Source organism: Segatella oris, assembly GCF_900637655.1.
In the GTDB taxonomy this organism is placed as follows: domain Bacteria; phylum Bacteroidota; class Bacteroidia; order Bacteroidales; family Bacteroidaceae; genus Prevotella; species Prevotella oris.
The window spans coordinates 1,277,888-1,295,445 of record NZ_LR134384.1 but is presented as its reverse complement, the minus strand read 5'-3'; the positions used below and the strand labels follow the sequence as shown (position 1 = coordinate 1,295,445).

Genomic DNA, 17,558 nt, shown 5'->3' with positions numbered 1-17,558 from the left:
TTTTACTTGGCTATTAAACAGCAACCTAAAATAATAAGGCTTACTCCCACCCACTTCATCATTGATACAGACTCATGGAAAAAGAGTATTGCTGCTATAAGCCCAAACACATAACTCAAACTAATCATCGGATAAGCTACGCTCAATGGATAATGCTTCACTATATACATCCAAAGGATAGAACTCGCCCCGAAAAACAAACCACTACATGCAAATTGCCAGTTAAGCAGTAAGCTAAACCAAAACGCTCGTGTCCAACCAAAGGGAAGCATCTTCTGAAGTGCAAACTTCAAGAACACCTGTCCTCCTGCCAAAAGTGAACTTTGGATGATTGCTAATATGATTACTCTCCACATGACAAAACCGTTGCAATTGAATGTATGGCAGGCTCTGCTGCAAGTCCGATACGCTTTAATAAAGAATTAAAAAGAGGTGTACTCTCATCATGACAACCAACAAGAACGGTTTTCACCTTCCCACTCTGTAAGAGTAATTCTGCATCACGCATTGCCCATTTCAAAGATTGCATCCCTTGAGTATATGTAGCATTATAACCATGACAATGAGTCTTGATAGCGATATTACTTCCTATCGTATTATGAGTACTTTGCATGAAATAGGTGGGTTTCAGCATAACTTCTCCCTCTTCTTTTAACTGTTCTAACAGCCGTTCACTATTCTCCAGACACCCATACGTCGTACCAGTAATAATAGCATCTGGCTTTTCAATACCAGCCTGAGCCAATGCCTCTAAAGATGCAAGAAGCGAGCCCTTCATGATTTTTCCTAAGCGACGGGCTTCCAAAGGCTTAACATATTTGCGAATATTTTCAAGCTCTGCCTCTGAGGTCATTTCTACATGAGAGAGAACTTTAATCTCTTTTCCGCAGCCTTCTCGTTCAGAAGTTTCCTCAACAGGATGTGCTGAAATCACCAAAGAGGTATCATTGCCTCCAAAACCAAACGAATTACAGAGTATATGTTCTAAGTGGATATTCTCTACTCCGAGTGTAGGAGTAATGCCATTTGCCATCTGACAGTTCCAACCCAAGTTTGCTGGAACAAAATTATGTTGCATTGCTAAGATACAAATAACGGTCTCTATACCGCCAGATGCACTTGTTGTATGACCGGTAAATGACTTTGTGCTGGACACCAACGGCATATTCTCACCGAAAACTCTCTGTAATGCAACGCTCTCACTCTCATCATTATTAGGCGTTCCAGTGCCATGCGCGTTTACATATTGGATATCTTTGGGAGTCAAATGCGTCATTTCTAAGGCTAACTCCATTGAAAGTACCGCGCCTTCTCCGTCATTTGACGAGGCCGTTTGATGGAAAGCATCGCAGGCATTCCCATACCCTGTTAGATAAGCATGTGGAACCACTCCTCTACGAGTAGCCATCTCCTGAGATTCTAAAACTACAAAGGCTGCTCCTTCGCCTAAATTCAGTCCCTCTCGTGTATTATCAAACGGACGACAACGATGATGATCGAGTATCATCAAAGAATTAAAGCCATTGAGATGAAAACGAGTTAAAGCTTCAGTTCCTCCTGCAACGACAATATCTGCAGCCCCAGCTTTCAGGAGTCGCGCACCAAACATTATGGCATTGGCAGCCGATGAGCACGCAGTAGACAGCGTTGTTACTTCAGTAAAGATTCCAAAGTAATCAGCCATAAAGTTTGTACAGCTTCCACTGTCATGATGCTTTAAGAATTCTAAATCTGCTTTATCAAGATCATCAAAACAAAGTTCTGTAAGATCCATACCTCCTACTGTTGTACCAGAGATGAGGACAATACGTAAAGGAGAACCATTCTTTTTCCTTTCTAAGATGTCAGCAATCTTAATATCAGCATCCTCTAAAGCCTGTTGTATGGCAATGATACCCATCAGAGCTGTACGGCTCATCATCTGAGACACAGGAATACCAAGTATTCCTTTCATCTGTTCATTTGACAGACCAACTTCTCCAACAGGCAATTCATGATGAGTTGATTGAAGAAACTTCATTTCTCCTATCCCACTCCGCTTCTCAAGCAATGATTGTAGCACCTCTTGCTTGTTCAGACCAATAGCAGAGATAATGCCTTCTCCTGTGATTGCTATGTTCATCTTATCCGTTCACACTTTAATAAAGAAAAGATATTATTTCTTTCTGTTCTTGCTCACAAAATCAGCAATAGTTGCAATGCTCGTAAAGATCTTCTTTCCTTCTGCTGGATTAGCCAATTTAATACCATATTTCTTCTCCATAAGGACAATTAATTCTAATGCATCAATTGAATCCAAGCCCAAGCCATCACCGAAGAGAGCATCATTTTCATCAATATCTTCCGGTGTCATCTCTTCGAGATTTAATACCTTGATAATCTCTTCCTTTAGTTCTTTAATTAACTCTTCCATCATAACTATTATTTTATGCAATATTATTTTTTTAATCTTATTTCAGTCTTAAACATTTTATTTATAAGCAATGTACAAATCTGCTTCAAAATGTTCACTATCTTCATAATCAAGCCAACCCGTCAATACAGAAGTGGTCTGTTCGTCCATAAAAGTTGTTTCTATAATATCTTGCATCAAGAGCTCATTCTTATGAGGCAGAATATAAAAAGAGGTTTCTCCATGATAACCATTACGGATAGCAATCTCACCTGTAACAATATTCGGTAATGTATAAACAAAAACAGAAGGACTGGGAAAATAATTATCTTTCTCTACTATTGAAGCCAAATATTTCTTATCTGAAGCTATTGATGACGAACGATTGAAAAAAACTATTGCTCTCGTCTTGTTTGTATCTTCAGTAAATGAGCCTTTATCCCTTTCTGCTTTTAACAATAATTCTGAAGCAACAAAACCTAAACGGCAAAGCCCATCCATTTTATAATATTTTGGATAGTTACCTATTATCTGCTTATAAAGCGCAGTAAGTAAACCATTCTGAGTGATTTCTTTATCAATTATAAACTCTTTATTATCAAGCCATATACCTTGTGGAGTAATATGCACCCGATGTTTCTTCTTTACACTATATGAAATATTAGCAGACCCACCACCATTCGTTTTACTATCACTAAACTCTTGAGGTTTTATTCCTACAGACTGGGCATAGAGCGCAGCATTACAACCGCCAAACCCCGACAACAGCTTGATAAAAGATGTTTTGTTTGTTGGTTGATGTTTCGAAGATAGTTGTACTTTACCGGAGACTCCCATTTCCTCATACCCTCGTGTACCAAGAATAGTATGGTCATCAATAGACTTCATACAAAGAATGGTTTCCATTATACCAGCTGCACCTAACGTATGGCCTACATAACCTTTCAATGCATTGACTGGGATATCCTGTAATTCTGCCCGATGAATGGCAATAGCCTCCATCTGGTCATTGAACAATGTAGCCGTACCGTGTGCATTGATAAAAGCAATATTCCTTTTATCAATTCCATTCTTTGTTTCCAGTAATGCTTCATACAACCCCTCTGCAGTCTTTGACGGAGCACTGATATGATATGCATCATTCTTGATGTAGCCATGACCTATCTGCCACACTTGCCTTCTGCAACCATTATTGACCGACTTTGTTGTAATCTCACGCCCCAAAACAACGGTTGCTGCAGCTTCACCTAAATTAAGTCCTTGCCGCTCAATATCAAATGGCTGGCAAGAAAAAGCAGACATAGCATTCAATGACTGAAAACCTGAAATAATAAAACGACCAGGACAATCTCCTCCGCAAACGACCGCATAATCATATTTTTTAGAGACCAATAGACGCGAAGCTAAAATCATTGCTGCCAACCCTGATATACATGCATTACACACGACAATAGGACTCAACTGTATACCTAATCGTGTAGCAATGCGTTGCGCAATATTACCAAGATAAAGTTTATCGTCATCTGTCTGACCTAATTTCTCTATTGATCCTTTCGTAGAACTCAGAATAAAAACAGTGCGCGTACTACTTATATTTATTCCAGAAGCATCTATTGCTTTTTGTGCAGATCGAAAAGCAAGCTCTTCAAAGTCTGAAGATAATAAAGATGCAACAAAACCATTAGGTATACCTGCAGTCATAGGAGCATAAGCATGGATAGCAGACTTCCCCTCTTTCACAGCCTGATAATTCTCCTCTGATGTCTCGCCCAATGGAGAAATGACATTATCTGCTAACACGGAAACCATTACGTTTTGTTTCATTTTAGCTCTCATTTCCTTGCCTCCACTTGTTTCCACCGCTCTTTCCACTGCTGATAGAAAGGAGGATTATCCCAAACTAATTGATAGTTAAGATCCATAAAGACTTGTACAGAATGGCCTGTTGCTATCAAGCTATCATCTTCCGTATCATGTATCTCATAATCAAAAACTATTTTTGCAGCCTCCGTTGGACGATAGATAATATCTATACGTGGTGTCATACCATATTTTATAGGCTTCTTGTAATGAAATGTGAGTTCTACCAAAGGAGCAAAATATCCATTATCGAAAAAGCTCATATATTCCAATCCGTATTTCTTTCCAAAGACTTCACGTGCATCTTCGAAATAAAGTGGATAAGAACCATGCCATACTACATTCATGGAATCAACCTCACTGAACCGGATTGTAAACTCTTTCGATGCCCTTAATTCTATCATCTTAATGCTGGATATTTTACAACTTTATTCAACTTTTCTATTCATTATGCTCTTTTATGGCTATTTTTATCTCTGATGTCACCAACACCTTGTCACCACACACAATCGTAGCTTCTGCCAAGGTCATGCCAAAAACCTCTTCCTTCACTTCAACTCGAGTTGTTATTACATCGCCGATAATAGGTAATGCTATCACTTCAAAATTACGCACCCCTCCAATAAACCCTAACTGAATGCCTTTCTTTAAGATAAACTTATTGACATATCCAATACGAGCAGCACAAGTTTGAGCAATATTCTCCATTAAACCAGAAGCCGAGAAACGATTTCCATCCACAAAGATATTATCACGTTGAACCTTTGTCTCTGTAACTATTAATGTCTTGTCGAAATACACCAATGAGCCAATCATGACAAAAGGCTCCTGCTGTGGCAAGAGTTCATGTATATCTATTGCACGGAGATCAGTCTCAGACGGGTTTTCTACATCAAATTTAATCATAGCGTTCATGCTTCATCTATGACCAAAAGTCATAGAAATTAAACCATTGTGAAGGATATCGACGAACGATTCTTTCAAGTTCAGCCACATAACTATCTGATAGTTGCTGCATCTGTTCCTTTCGCGGAGCATCCTTATCGTATGACAGTGTTGTGGCAACCACTTTATAGCGCTTTGAAGCAACCTTCACCACATTGACCGCCAAGACATCTAAACCTTTCATCGTCGCAACGGAAAGCGGACCAGCAGGAAATCGTGCTGGTGCACCTAAAAAACAAGATGTTACAGCTTTCGTTGAACCAACAATACGGTCTGCGGGCATGCTGACAATCTCATTATTATCAATGGCTTCATTCACTAAAAAGAGATGACTCATATCTTCTTTTACAGGAATCATTCGGATATTATGCTGTTCCAAGACCTCCTGACGTCCCTCCATGACTGCAGCTTTCTCTCCCCCAAACACTAAAGCATTGAAACGCTTGAGTTTTGAAGTCAAAGAATAGCCTGCGACTTCATAACATCCCACATGAGAACTAAAGACTAAAAAGCCTTTCTCCTGCGCTTCTAAACGAAGAAACTGATCATACCCTTCTATCTCTACTTTGAAATGTTTGCCTGCAAAGACAGCAAAACGATCAACAACTATCTGACTGAACAGACAATGATTGATGTATGTATTCCATGCAGCACGCAACCTTCCATATCCTAATCGATGATGAAAATAACGATAAGCATGTGTTCGGCTATGGTTGGTATTCAACAGCAGACAAACTGGCATTACGAATAGTGAAGTAAACACATAAAGTAATCGCACGTCTATCCACCGCAAAGACCAAATTAATGATCTATGCATCCAACCTGTGCCAAAAGTTGTATTAGCCAATCTTACTCTCGATATAATCGCAGAACTGTGACAAAGTAACGATACCCTGCATTTCTTCTGGCTTAATCTTAAAGCCAAAATTCTTCTCTACGATAACTACTATATCCACAAAGTCGAGGCTATCAATACCTAAATCGTCCTTCAACTTTGCTTCTGGGGCAATATTTTCTTCCTCAATTTCCAAATCCTCAATGAGGAAGTTTCTTACTTTCTCTTCAATTTCTTTTCTTTCCATTACTATTAATTTATTTTAATTTTACTTCTAATATCGTATGTCCTTGGCCTATACTATCATGAGTGGCAACAACTTTCAGTCCTGCACGGTCAATTTGCTTAATCATATCATCAGAGTGATACATCTTGCTATTCCCATTTGCCATGGCCGTAAAGTAAACACTCGTCATAGTAAGACAAAGGGATGCCGGTTCATACTTCTGTCGATCCCAGAATGTTTCCATGATATACAGCGTCGTGCCTACATTCATCACCTTTGCTGCACGGGAGAGAATACTATAAATTTCCTTTTCTGAGAAACAATCCAAGAACTGGCTCATCCAAATTGCATCCCAAGTCCCTTGTGGTAAGCCAGAGTGTTTATCAAGAATATCCGTTGGGAATCCACAGATACGGTCTGCTCCTTCTTTCCCCTCTATATTCTTCTGCATCATACCTATCTGACCTGGAAGATCCACTATCGTGACATTTACTTTAGGATTATATCCCACACAACGCAATGCAAAACGCCCTGTGTTTCCACCAACATCCATTAGGCTTTTCGGTTTCTTACTGAAGACTATATCCAATGCTTCGTCAAAAGAATGATCACTATAAAAATGGTCAAAGCCAAACCAACTGTCTTGCACCTGCTTATCCAACTTTGACAGGCCTTCATAAATAGTCGGCCAATCACCGAGAGTCTTCAGACCTGCAGGTTTCCCCTCGTTAAGTGCTTCCTCAAGATAGAACATACCACGATAGTTTACATCATGGTTGAAATCCATATTGACGCGAGTGGCAGGATCATTGAGCAGAAACCACCCTGTCTTGGATATCGTATAGCGGTTTGTATCTTTATTTATCAATACCGTACCAGCACTCAACGATGCTTCCAACAATATTTTCAAAGCATACTCTGAAAGAGCTGTCTGCTTTTTCAATTCCTTCAAAGTCAAGCCCTCTATACTGTCACGCAATGCCTCCAGTATCCCCCACTTAACCATAAGACGAGATACCTGAAAGATAACAGGTCCCCAAGCTATATACTCGGCAAGACGTTGTGCTTCCCGAGCAGATAGCTGTTCTTGAGTATACCTGTCACTTTCTGATTGAAAAAGGTTCATTGTTATTTCTTTGATTTTGCCAATTCTGACTTGAGTATCTCTCCAAACTTCTTTCCTGTATTCTCTGCACCATCCTTTATCAAGTTGAGTTTGGTTCCCCAAACACCACCTTTTGCACGAACACCGGTAATCTTAGCAATCACCTGCTTATTAGAACCAAGGACTACAATGTCACAATCATAATTGCCTTTCTGATTAATCTCATTCACGATTGCTTTTACTGTATATTTTTCTTTAGGGAAATTACCCAAGAGCAATTTTCCCTTTAACTTTCGGTTTGCATAATCAGTAAAAATGGCAACAACTGTAAGTTTATCGGTTTCCCAGTCTGCCTCATACTTGCTAAAATCGTTTTCTGTCATTCCATGGATAGAAAGAAACTCTATCTGGAAATTCGCTTTTCCCACATTATTCAACAAAGCAAGAGAACCTTGCTCAAGCTTCTGAGCCATTGTTGATAGTGAAAACACCAGACAACATAAGACAATTATGTACTTTTTCATACTGCCGAGATTTCAATTAATTTCTTTTCTATCTTCTTTTTACTCAAAAAAGACCTTGTGCTTACTTAGCTTTCTTAATCAGTTTAGTGACCTGTTCTGCCAATTCCCGATAAGTTTCTACACGACGCTTCTCATTGCCATAGCCTGCACCGGCAACACCGTCTACATCAATGACAGCGAATGGTTCCTTAACGCTTTTTTCATAGAAATTCATCAAGGCATTCATATGCGCATCACCTGCACCAAAACCTATCATAACAGAAACGCCCGTACTACCGTAATGGAAGTCTTTCACCTCAATGACAACTGTGTATTCTGCTTCACTTTTCTTATCAGTAACAGTTACACTCTTGGTTTTTTCATTGAAACGATCCATAAAATTCTTTTCAGCACGCTGAAGTTCCGCTTTATAATCCCGCTCCCAATCAGCTCCTTTTTCTTTCAAGAACTCCTTCACATTCTTGCCTTCCAAAGTTGCATGCGTATAATCCCAAACCACATAAACCTTGGCTTTAGAGGCCTTAAGCTTGGAAAGTGAACCACTCTGCAATGTCACATCAGCCTTTGCAAACATACTTACTACGCAGAACATCACAAAAGAAAGAAGCAATACTATTCTTTTCATAATACAAGAATTATTAGTTAATACTTTATTTTAAAAATACTTTTCTCAATTTCTACCCTTTGAATTTCTTCAAAACCAAAGCTGAATTCGTTCCACCAAAACCGAAACTGTTACTCAACACCGTGTTTACTTCAGTCTCTACGGTTGCCGTAGCAAGGTTCATCTTCTCAGAATATTCATCGGGATTTTCAAAGTTAATATTCGGAGCAACGAAATTATTCTGCATCATCAGAATACTATATACAGCTTCAGAAGCACCAGCCATCCAGCATTCATGTCCTGTCATACTCTTGGTTGAAGAGATAAGGGCATGCTTACCTTCAAACATTCGATTAAGGGCCATGGCCTCATACATGTCACCTTGATGAGTACTTGTAGCATGTGCATTGATGTAATCAATATCATCGGCTTCCACATCCGACATCTCCAATGCACGTGTCATGGCTATAACACTGCCGTCATCTGAAGGTTGACTGATGCCACCTCCATTGCTTGAGAAACCGTAACCGACAACTTCGGCAAGGATGTTTGCACCACGTGCCTTTGCATGTTCATAGTCTTCCAACACCAATGAAGCAGCACCACCACTCGGTATCAAGCCGTCACGGTCTCTGTCAAACGGTCTACTCGCCTTGGTGGGTTCGTCCATTCGAATAGAGAAAGCCCCTAAAGCATCGAATGAAGCCATGGAATAATAATTTGTTTCCTGAGCACCACCACACAGCACCATGTCCTGCAAACCTTGCTTTATCAACATAAAGCCCAATCCTATGGAATGACTACCGCTGGCGCAAGCTGCACTGATTGTGAAATTCACACCACGCAAATGAAAGATTGTGCTGAGGTTCATATTCACCGTAGAATTCATCGACTGGAAGATAAGTCCATAACCCAACATGGCAGAATCATGCTTTTCATCCATAATCTTCGAAGCTTCAATAACTGGTTGAGCAGAGGAATCATTACCAAAGATACAGCCTACTTCATGCTCACGAAGATATTCATCAGAGATATTTGCCTGGGCAAAAGCCTGCAAACTTGACATATAAGCATATCTTGCTTCCTCTGGCATACCGGCACGAGTGTGACGATCAAGCATCTTTTTCGTAATAACAGGTTCTTCAACAATACCTGTCAAGGCCGAACGATAGCCATATTCCAAACGTTCTGGCTGTATGCCGATGCCCGATTTTCCTTCGTATAGTGATTGTTTTACTGTTTCTATATCTGTGCCGAGACATGACCAAATTCCCATGCCCGTTACAACAACTCTTCTTTCCATTCCTTTATATATTGTATCTTGATCCGATAAAATGGTTTCTTATCATAAAATAAAATTACGTATAGAGTCCACCATTCACACTGATGACCTCACCTGTTATGTATGCAGCTTCATCCGAAGCAAGGAAGCCCACAACGGCAGCAACCTCTTCCGGCTTACCAAAACGGCCAACAGGAACAAGTTTTTTCAGTTCGTCTTCCGGCAATTCCTTGGTCATATCTGTCTGTATAAAACCAGGCGCAACAGCATTAACCGTAATCTTACGCGGTGCAACTTCCTGCGCCAAAGCCTTTGTTGCCCCTATCAATGCAGCCTTGGCAGCACTGTAATTCACTTGGCCGGGCATTCCCTTCAATCCCGAAAGCGAAGCCATATTGATGATTCTTCCACCGTGTTTGCGGGGCATCATGTGCTTCAGAAGCCTGCGGGTGATATAAAAGAAGCCATTCATATTTGTGTCAAGCACGCTATGCCAGTCGTCATTCGACATCATAAACATCACATTGTCCCGCCGAATACCGGCATTGTTCACCAAAACCGAAATGAATTCTTCAGGATGTGCCGTCTCCCATTGGTCTATGGCAGCTTCAATAGCTTTAGGATCTGAAACATCAAAAGGCAGGAGTTCAGCCCGCCCTCCGTGGGCTTCTATTTCTTGTTTCACTTCCTGAGCGCATGCTGTATTTGATTGGTAGTTAATAATAACAGAGTAGTTCCTTGCCAAATGTAAAGCAACTGCACGGCCTATTCCCCGTGAGGCTCCTGTTATTAACGCATATTTCATATTAATTGGAGTAAATAATTAGTCAAATCAGTTTAACGGAATGTAGCAACCGTTATTATCTTGCAAAGATATAAAATATTTTTTAAAACACGGATAAGCGAAAGAAAAAAGACACCCCTCTACACCTATTTTATTATTTAGAGGAACGTATTGAGATAGCCTTTTGAATTTTACTACATTACTTTTTATCATAGGACAGTAATTCACCTTCACTTAATACCATTGGAAAACATCAAGGTTGCAATAACCAAACAACAGTATTTCACACGGCTAAAACTGTCAAGACATTGCCTTTTACTTGGAAATGAACGTCTATCCCTGCGAAAGGCATTCCATAGATCTTATCCGGATCATCTTGATACTGGGGGCGCGGATCTTCTGCCAAGATGCTTTTGAGTTCATCAATACGTGCTGCATCAAAACCATGTGACAAGAGGAAATCCTGTGCTTCGCTACCAATGACCACGTCTAACCGCTTCCATTGGTACCTATCTACAAAGCCACAGCATGCATCAACATGGGCATCAGCATAAGTGATATAAGGCTTGATATCGTAAATCGGGGTGGCATCCATGAGATCTGCACCCAAAACATGGATTATCGGGCCACGACTTGTCTCCCATTCTATCGTTTCTATCTTGACCGAAGAGAGACCAAGACCATTGGGACGAAACGGACTCCTACTCGCAAACACGCCTACTTTCTCATTGCCTCCCAAGCGTGGCGGACGCACCATCAGACTGTTGGCATGATGCCTGTTGGCACTGAATTCCCAGATAAGCCATAGATAATCAAACGCCTCTAATCCGCGCAAGGCATCTGGATTGCGGTAGGCTGGAAGAAAAACTATCTCGCCTTTCAATGCCTCCACAATACCGCTCTGCTTCGGAATGCCAAACTTGGAATTGAAAGGGGAATGAAAAACTGCTATTGGTTCTATCTTCATAGGCTGAAACTAACGTTTAAAAACAAATCCGAACTGTCGATATCTGACTATCTTCCCTACCGTCATACACGATAAAATATGGAAGAAACCATGATAACTAAAAAGGTTGCAACTCCTATCCACACTGGCCAATAAATGAATTTCACCTTTTGAAGTCGAGTGTCTCCACTCACTTTTCTGAACACATAGAAAACAGTAGAAGCTCCTGCCAAAGCCAACAGCCCTCCAATCAAAAGGTCGCCAAAGTAATGAACACCTAAGTACATTCGGCTGTAACATACCAACAATGCCCATAGGAAGAAGAAAAACGTCAGCTTATAGCGTCTGAACAGGAAGGTGATAAAGAATGCCAAGCCCCATGTGTTGCTTGCATGATTGGACGGAAAACCATAAGCTCCTCCCCGATAACCATCCACAATATGTACCATACTCGACATAGGATTATCCAAATTACTTGGTCGAAGTCGACACACCCACGGCCGAATAACCTGCGCAGTGAAGCTATCCGTGAACAAGATAACAACTCCTATGGCCAGAAGAATAGCGAAAACCACCTTGTAGGAATAATTCTTCAGGAGCACAAAAAACAGAGAAACATACATGGGAACCCATATCAGCTTTCCACTGACCAACCACATCACACTGTCGAAATAGGCATTATGATGACTGTTCACTGTCAGAAACGCCATGGTGTCCATGGCTTTCAGCATAGAAAGTAAATCAGTCAGTTCGGTCATCATCGGCGGGCTATATCATTATAGAGTTCCTGAAGATACGCCTTTCCCTGTTTTTCCATGGTCGAGCGCCCGCGTTTTCCACGACTAAGTACCGTCTTTCCGGCAACATTATCATAAATCATCTGTTGCTCTTCGGTTGCCATTCCCCATAAATCAGGGTAAGTAAAGAAAGCAAAATGAGGTGCCCGACTGTCAAGCATGTCCTTACTGAAGATGAAAGAGGCATGAGATATCCCCAACTGCCCCAACAATGTAGCAGCCAAATCGTGCTGAGAGCCATAGCTTTCTACGACATAAGGAGCCTTCACTACACCGCCTAACCAAATCATTGGAATTTGATAACGTTCCACTTTGAACTCACTTATATCCTCAGGATAACAGCCCAAATGGTCGGGTATCAGGATAATCAACGAGCGTTTCCAGCGCCCACTGCGTTTCAGATAATCTACAAAACGCCCCACACAAGCATCAGTATAGGCAAAAGCATTCAGCACTTTATCCTGCAAGTGGTGGTAAGGCACATCGAAAGGTTCATGCGAACTGCTCGTCTGTATGATGCGCATCATCGGCTTTCCAGGCTTTTCTTTCAGGTCGTTCTGCACCTTTTCAAACAACAGATGATCGGGTACTCCCCATTTGCTCCGACGGTCTTCATGTGGAAAATCCTCATCAGACACATGGTCGGTGAAGCCCATTCCCATCAGATAACCACGCAGATTAGTGAAGTCAATGTCTCCACCGTAGTAGTATTTCAACCCATATCCGCTCTTGTTCAGCATGCCTGCAATCGACGGGAGATGATTGGTTTTTCGGGTTAACTTCATCAAACTTGTCGTCGGTTGGGCGGGATAGCCACTCAATATTGCCAGTGTGCCACGGTCTGTACGGAAACTATTGGCATAGAAATGATTGAAGAAAACGCCTTCCTTGGCTAATCTGTTCATATTCGGGACAGCATTTGTCTTCATCAGCTCACGCGAGAAACTTTCCAGAATGACAATATACACATCGGGATGCTTCGTGGTTATCAACTGCATGACGCTGTCACTCTCCGTGTAAAGCATTGGACCAACCACCTCTGCTGCTTCTTTTTCGCTCATAAAACGGTATTGAGAAGCAAAATCAACCTGCTTGGAGAAGCTCTCTATCAAACTGAAAACGGGGTTCACCGCAGCATGGTTCAACCGCATGTCCTTACTGAAATAAGCCTCACCGACATTCATTGTCGATACCTTTATGCCCCCACGAATGGGGATAAACAACAGGCCTAACAGAACAACCTGACAAAATGTGCTCCAGATGCGATGATGATTTGGCGCAGAAAGTGAATTCAATTTCTTCTCCATTCGCTGCATCAACAGATAGATGCCCACAGCAAGAAGCAAGACAACGAGCACGCCCCCGATGACTATCCACATGCTGACACTGGCCAAAGCACTGGCCGGAGAGGAGAAGAAATAATATATCGGTGTGGAGTCAAGCGGGAAGCCCCAATAGCCGTAAAGCACGAGATTGAGGCCAAATGTCATGGAGAAAATCAGTGCAGCCACGGCTGTATAGCCTTTATAAAACCACTTTATGATGCGTCCCCGATACCAAATCTCTGTCAATATCAATATGCCGGGAAAGGCTGAGAAATAGCCGGCCACAGAGAAATCAAGGGGTAAACCATGCACCATCACTTGCCAAAAGTCAGCCAAACTGCTTTGCTTGAACAACGCATGGTGGTACAACATAAAGCACGGTTTCTGTAAAACGAACAACAGTGCCCATAATATGTAGACTGCAAAAAATCTTAAACTATTTAGAAGCATCACCTTTCAGACAACAATATTCCATAAGTTTGATGTGCAAAGATACATAAAATGACAAACATAACACGTTGCGGGCTGCTTTTTTATATAGATTAACATTGCCGTTTCCCCATGCTGCAGCAGAGCTGAACAGCCACAACCGAAACGCTGTCTGAACAAGGAGGAAATCACCACGCTATTCACATTGCTTTTCAACATGCTGCAAACATGCTTTTCACTTGCGTCAGATGAGCGTGTAACTTGACGCAGATCAGCCCGCATTCTGACGCTAATCACACGCTCATCTGACGCAAGTCAGAAACACACTTCCAATCTGTTGTCATTCAACGAATTACAAAGCCATTCCCAATGGTTTTGAAAAAAGAAAACAAGTCTCGTCAAAACAGATAACCATTAAGGACAAAACAAGTTGGAACCTCACAGAAAAACAGGGGAAAAAGAATGCTGGCTGACTCCAAAGAACTGTACGTTGTCAAACTAAAATGCACAACAGGCTCCCTGTTTCATACGCTTTATTGAGAATTGCTTACCAAAGAACTATTCTTCCATTCTACCAGAAATGCGCTGTCAAATAATGCAGAAAGAGATATACCATGCACATGATTATGAGGAAAGCTATGGTTTTCTGCCAGATTTTCCGATTATCTTCGGGGGCTGGCATCTCGTCATCAGCCAAGCGATAAACACTTTCTACATGCAGCATTTCCTTACCAAACGTGACAATAAACACAAGATTTTGAATAAGAATATAGTGCACATCACCACTCCTGTAATCTTTCTTTTCGGCCTTAAATACCGGCTCATAGCCATAATATTCTATGCCATAAGGATTGTTGTCAATCAATAAATCATTGTCACAAAGTATCCTATAGAAGGTTTCTTCAGACAGATGAGCTTTCAACGTAATAAGCGGTTGCACCGAACTGCTGTCTATGGCAATCGTATATCGCTTTCCTTCAAAGTTGAAGTAGGCATGCGAAGTGCTCCTGTTTCCCTTATTATTCCTTACAATAGGCAGGCTATGATAAAAGTCAGTGAGTCTTTTCATGTATGAATACGATGGATTGAAATTACTTTTTACAGAGATTTCTTACTGAAAAATCAAGTGGAAAGCACGATAAAAAACGATAACAAGGGAAGCGAATACCTACACATCACGAGGTTTCAACCATGTCTTCCATCAGCATTCTGTCAATCGCCGTGATGCCATTATCCATCAACAACTGACGGTCTTGCACGAAAACAGAGGAGATTTTCTCGTCAGAATGACGTGAAACCCAGCTCTTGAAGAGAATCACTGCCTCATTGTTTTTGTTCTGTAACCATTTGCTGTAACCTGCATTCACATAGTCTTCATCAATAACTTCCTGTGTGGAAAGAATAGCATCATAATAGCGTTCGGCCTGCATGGGCTTGCATTGCAACAACAAAATCCAGGCTATCGTACGCTTCACCGACACATTCTCGTCCTCCATATCGAGGGGATAGAGCAGCTTAAGCGCATCGTCCAACTGCCCCATGTTCATTAAAGCCAATGACTGATACCAAAGGAAACGCTTGTCATCTTTCATGGCATAGAGATACTGATAGGCCCGGTTAGCCTCATCAAACCTACCGTAGCGCAATGCTGAAGCTGCGTAACTGCGCAGTTCTTTCTCGTTGGCATTATCCAATTTCAGAAGCTTGTCGGATAGCGTGGGCAGGCCTGTTTCATCGTCAAACTCCAGACTTTCCACCCCCACTCCGCTTTCTTCATGGCGTAACAGGCCGACAACAATCACCGTACGGCTTGCGGCAAAAGCCTTCTTTTCTTCGTGGAAATGATTGAAAAGCGTGTATTGCAGACGGTAATAGCGCAACAGGCGTTCACTGTCTGAAGCCAACATCTGGTGTATCTCGGTCTCCGACAAAGGGTAACGTTCATACAACTGACGCAAGAATTTCCATTCTTTCCGTTTCACGGCAAAGGCCATCAACGCGATGATTTCCTTGTGGAAAGCTGAGAAAGAAAGGGCTCTATGCAGGAAGAACTGGTCATTTTGCTCTGCAGAACAATCGTTCCAAAAGGGATTTCTAAATTCTTCACGATAAGCATTCAGTTCGAAAAACCGATAAAGGTCTTGCAGATATTGCAAGCGCTTATAGGCAGGTTTGTCCGCATCTTCATAGCTTGGACGCAACATCATGCCATCGGCCGAATTCATCATCTCACGCACATTGGCAGGCAACTGGGCGTAGACAGACTTGATTGCAAAGCCAAAGGAATATTTATCAGAATTGCAGAAAGGACTCCCGTTGAGCATGATATCAACGATTTTAGCGTTGCCCAATTGGTTTAACACTGCTTCCATGTCAGGGTTCTGCTTGGAGAAAGGCACAAACCAATTGCTGACCGACGAGAAGAAAGGAAAGCGTTTCATCTGTGAAAAACCGCCGAAATAGATGTCGGCACCTTGCTTCTGCATTTCCATCATGCGGTTTATGCTCTCTTCTGCACGCTCCATTTCCTGCTCTGCCTTGTCGGGATGCAGAATATCCTCTAAGGTATCTTCCTCTTTTTCCTCTATTCCAAAGCGGTTGAAATGCAGCTGTTGCCCTTTCATCAGCGTGGGAATGATGTCTTTCTGCATCTTTTCATTGTCGCGTCGCGCGTTGCTGCAAAAGAATATCTGGCATTGCAGTGCATACAGGTTGCGACGCAAAGCATCAGCATCCGGGGCCTCAACCGTCTCTTTCAATAGCTTGGCAGAGGTTTCGAAAAGCTGCATTCCATCAGAAGAAGCCAACAACACCCACCCCACGAATGCACGTTGGCGCAGTTCTTCATCGGCTTCGGTCTGTTGCCACACCTCTAACAAGAGTTTGAAACGCAACGGATCAAAACCGTTCATGCCACTGAGTGTCACGGCAGAAAGCAGTGTCTGGCTATCAAAGGTGTCAACCATCGGACTGCAAAACAACTTCAACAAGGCATCATAGACAGCCTCGTTCCAATAGTAGGAAACCACAATGGCATCGAAAACAGAGGATAGATAGTGTTGGTGCTGACGGCGGAGATAATGCTCTTTCTCCTTACGTATGCCCTCAGGCTCCAAAGAAAGCATCGCCAAATCCTGCACATACCCCTCAAGTTGCAGCCTTACCTCTTTATTGCTCAAATCAATTCTGCGTGCACTTAACTCTGCCAGACCATGATAGCCCCCTTTGATAACAGCCAAACGAAGCCGCACATCAAAAGCCACCGCATAGAGCTGCTGCAACATGGAATGATAAAGTTGTGGGCGCATAGGGTCTTGATAGCCACGCAACATATAGTCTTTCATGAGCTGATAGCTTGACATGATATCATCAAGACGGGCATCAAACTGCGGTATTCCCTTTTCATTGAGGAATTGCCGAAGTGTCTTCAATGCCAAAGGCAGGTTCTGCTGTTCGAGAAGCTGTGACCAGACAGGCTGTAGTTCAGGTGAGGTTGGATGCATG

The 17,558-nt window shown here is 41.9% G+C and carries 18 protein-coding genes; all 18 read right to left on the bottom strand.

What is annotated here, in order from left to right; all coding sequences use genetic code 11:
* Positions 1-2: 2 nt before the first annotated feature.
* Positions 3-356, bottom strand: a complete 354-nt coding sequence (locus EL210_RS05260; protein ID WP_004378536.1) for an EamA family transporter — start codon at positions 354-356, stop codon at positions 3-5.
* Positions 344-2,122, bottom strand: a complete 1,779-nt coding sequence (locus EL210_RS05255) for a beta-ketoacyl-[acyl-carrier-protein] synthase family protein (RefSeq protein WP_018920755.1) — start codon at positions 2,120-2,122, stop codon at positions 344-346. The genes EL210_RS05260 and EL210_RS05255 overlap by 13 nt, the downstream gene beginning before the upstream one ends.
* Before the next feature lie 33 nt (positions 2,123-2,155).
* Positions 2,156-2,416 (bottom strand): phosphopantetheine-binding protein, encoded by a 261-nt coding sequence (locus tag EL210_RS05250; RefSeq protein WP_004374107.1) that lies wholly within the window; start codon positions 2,414-2,416, stop codon positions 2,156-2,158.
* Positions 2,417-2,470: 54 nt separating this feature from the next.
* Positions 2,471-4,201, bottom strand: a complete 1,731-nt coding sequence (locus tag EL210_RS05245) for a beta-ketoacyl synthase N-terminal-like domain-containing protein (RefSeq protein ID WP_018920757.1) — start codon at positions 4,199-4,201, stop codon at positions 2,471-2,473.
* A 23-nt stretch (positions 4,202-4,224) separates the two neighbouring features.
* Positions 4,225-4,656, bottom strand: a complete 432-nt coding sequence (locus tag EL210_RS05240) for an acyl-CoA thioesterase (protein WP_025879633.1) — start codon at positions 4,654-4,656, stop codon at positions 4,225-4,227.
* Positions 4,657-4,693: 37 nt separating this feature from the next.
* Positions 4,694-5,167 carry a pseudouridylate synthase gene (locus EL210_RS05235; protein WP_018920759.1) on the bottom strand — a complete coding sequence of 158 codons (474 nt, stop codon included), beginning with the start codon at positions 5,165-5,167 and terminating at the stop codon, positions 4,694-4,696.
* 7 nt (positions 5,168-5,174) lie between these two features.
* Complete coding sequence (locus tag EL210_RS05230) at positions 5,175-6,014, bottom strand: LpxL/LpxP family acyltransferase (RefSeq protein WP_025879631.1); 840 nt, start codon at positions 6,012-6,014, stop codon at positions 5,175-5,177.
* A gap of 22 nt (positions 6,015-6,036) precedes the next feature.
* The gene (locus tag EL210_RS05225; RefSeq protein ID WP_018920761.1) at positions 6,037-6,279 is read right to left on the bottom strand and encodes an acyl carrier protein; all 243 of its coding nucleotides are present in this window, start codon (positions 6,277-6,279) and stop codon (positions 6,037-6,039) included.
* 10 nt (positions 6,280-6,289) lie between these two features.
* Positions 6,290-7,384: a methyltransferase gene (locus EL210_RS05220; protein ID WP_018920762.1), complete on the bottom strand. Its 1,095-nt coding sequence runs from the start codon at positions 7,382-7,384 to the stop codon at positions 6,290-6,292.
* 2 nt (positions 7,385-7,386) lie between these two features.
* The gene (locus EL210_RS05215) at positions 7,387-7,836 is read right to left on the bottom strand and encodes a hypothetical protein (protein ID WP_018920763.1); all 450 of its coding nucleotides are present in this window, start codon (positions 7,834-7,836) and stop codon (positions 7,387-7,389) included.
* A 112-nt stretch (positions 7,837-7,948) separates the two neighbouring features.
* Positions 7,949-8,512, bottom strand: coding sequence for a DUF4410 domain-containing protein (locus EL210_RS05210; protein ID WP_025879629.1), 564 nt, complete (start codon positions 8,510-8,512; stop codon positions 7,949-7,951).
* Positions 8,513-8,564: 52 nt separating this feature from the next.
* Complete coding sequence (locus tag EL210_RS05205; RefSeq protein WP_018920765.1) at positions 8,565-9,794, bottom strand: beta-ketoacyl-[acyl-carrier-protein] synthase family protein; 1,230 nt, start codon at positions 9,792-9,794, stop codon at positions 8,565-8,567.
* 55 nt (positions 9,795-9,849) lie between these two features.
* Complete coding sequence (fabG, locus tag EL210_RS05200) at positions 9,850-10,578, bottom strand: 3-oxoacyl-ACP reductase FabG (protein ID WP_018920766.1); 729 nt, start codon at positions 10,576-10,578, stop codon at positions 9,850-9,852.
* Between the two features lie 262 nt (positions 10,579-10,840).
* Entirely contained in the window at positions 10,841-11,524 is a 684-nt protein-coding gene (tsaA, locus tag EL210_RS05195) for a tRNA (N6-threonylcarbamoyladenosine(37)-N6)-methyltransferase TrmO (RefSeq protein WP_018920767.1), read from the bottom strand.
* A gap of 62 nt (positions 11,525-11,586) precedes the next feature.
* Positions 11,587-12,264 (bottom strand): phosphatase PAP2 family protein, encoded by a 678-nt coding sequence (locus EL210_RS05190; protein WP_018920768.1) that lies wholly within the window; start codon positions 12,262-12,264, stop codon positions 11,587-11,589.
* On the bottom strand, positions 12,261-14,075 hold the full coding sequence (locus EL210_RS05185; RefSeq protein WP_025879628.1) for an LTA synthase family protein: 1,815 nt from the start codon (positions 14,073-14,075) through the stop codon (positions 12,261-12,263). The genes EL210_RS05190 and EL210_RS05185 overlap by 4 nt, the downstream gene beginning before the upstream one ends.
* 550 nt (positions 14,076-14,625) lie before the next feature.
* Positions 14,626-15,123, bottom strand: coding sequence for a hypothetical protein (locus EL210_RS05180; RefSeq protein ID WP_018920770.1), 498 nt, complete (start codon positions 15,121-15,123; stop codon positions 14,626-14,628).
* Between the two features lie 106 nt (positions 15,124-15,229).
* Entirely contained in the window at positions 15,230-17,557 is a 2,328-nt protein-coding gene (locus tag EL210_RS05175) for a tetratricopeptide repeat protein (RefSeq protein WP_018920771.1), read from the bottom strand.
* Between the last annotated feature and the right edge of the window lies 1 nt (position 17,558).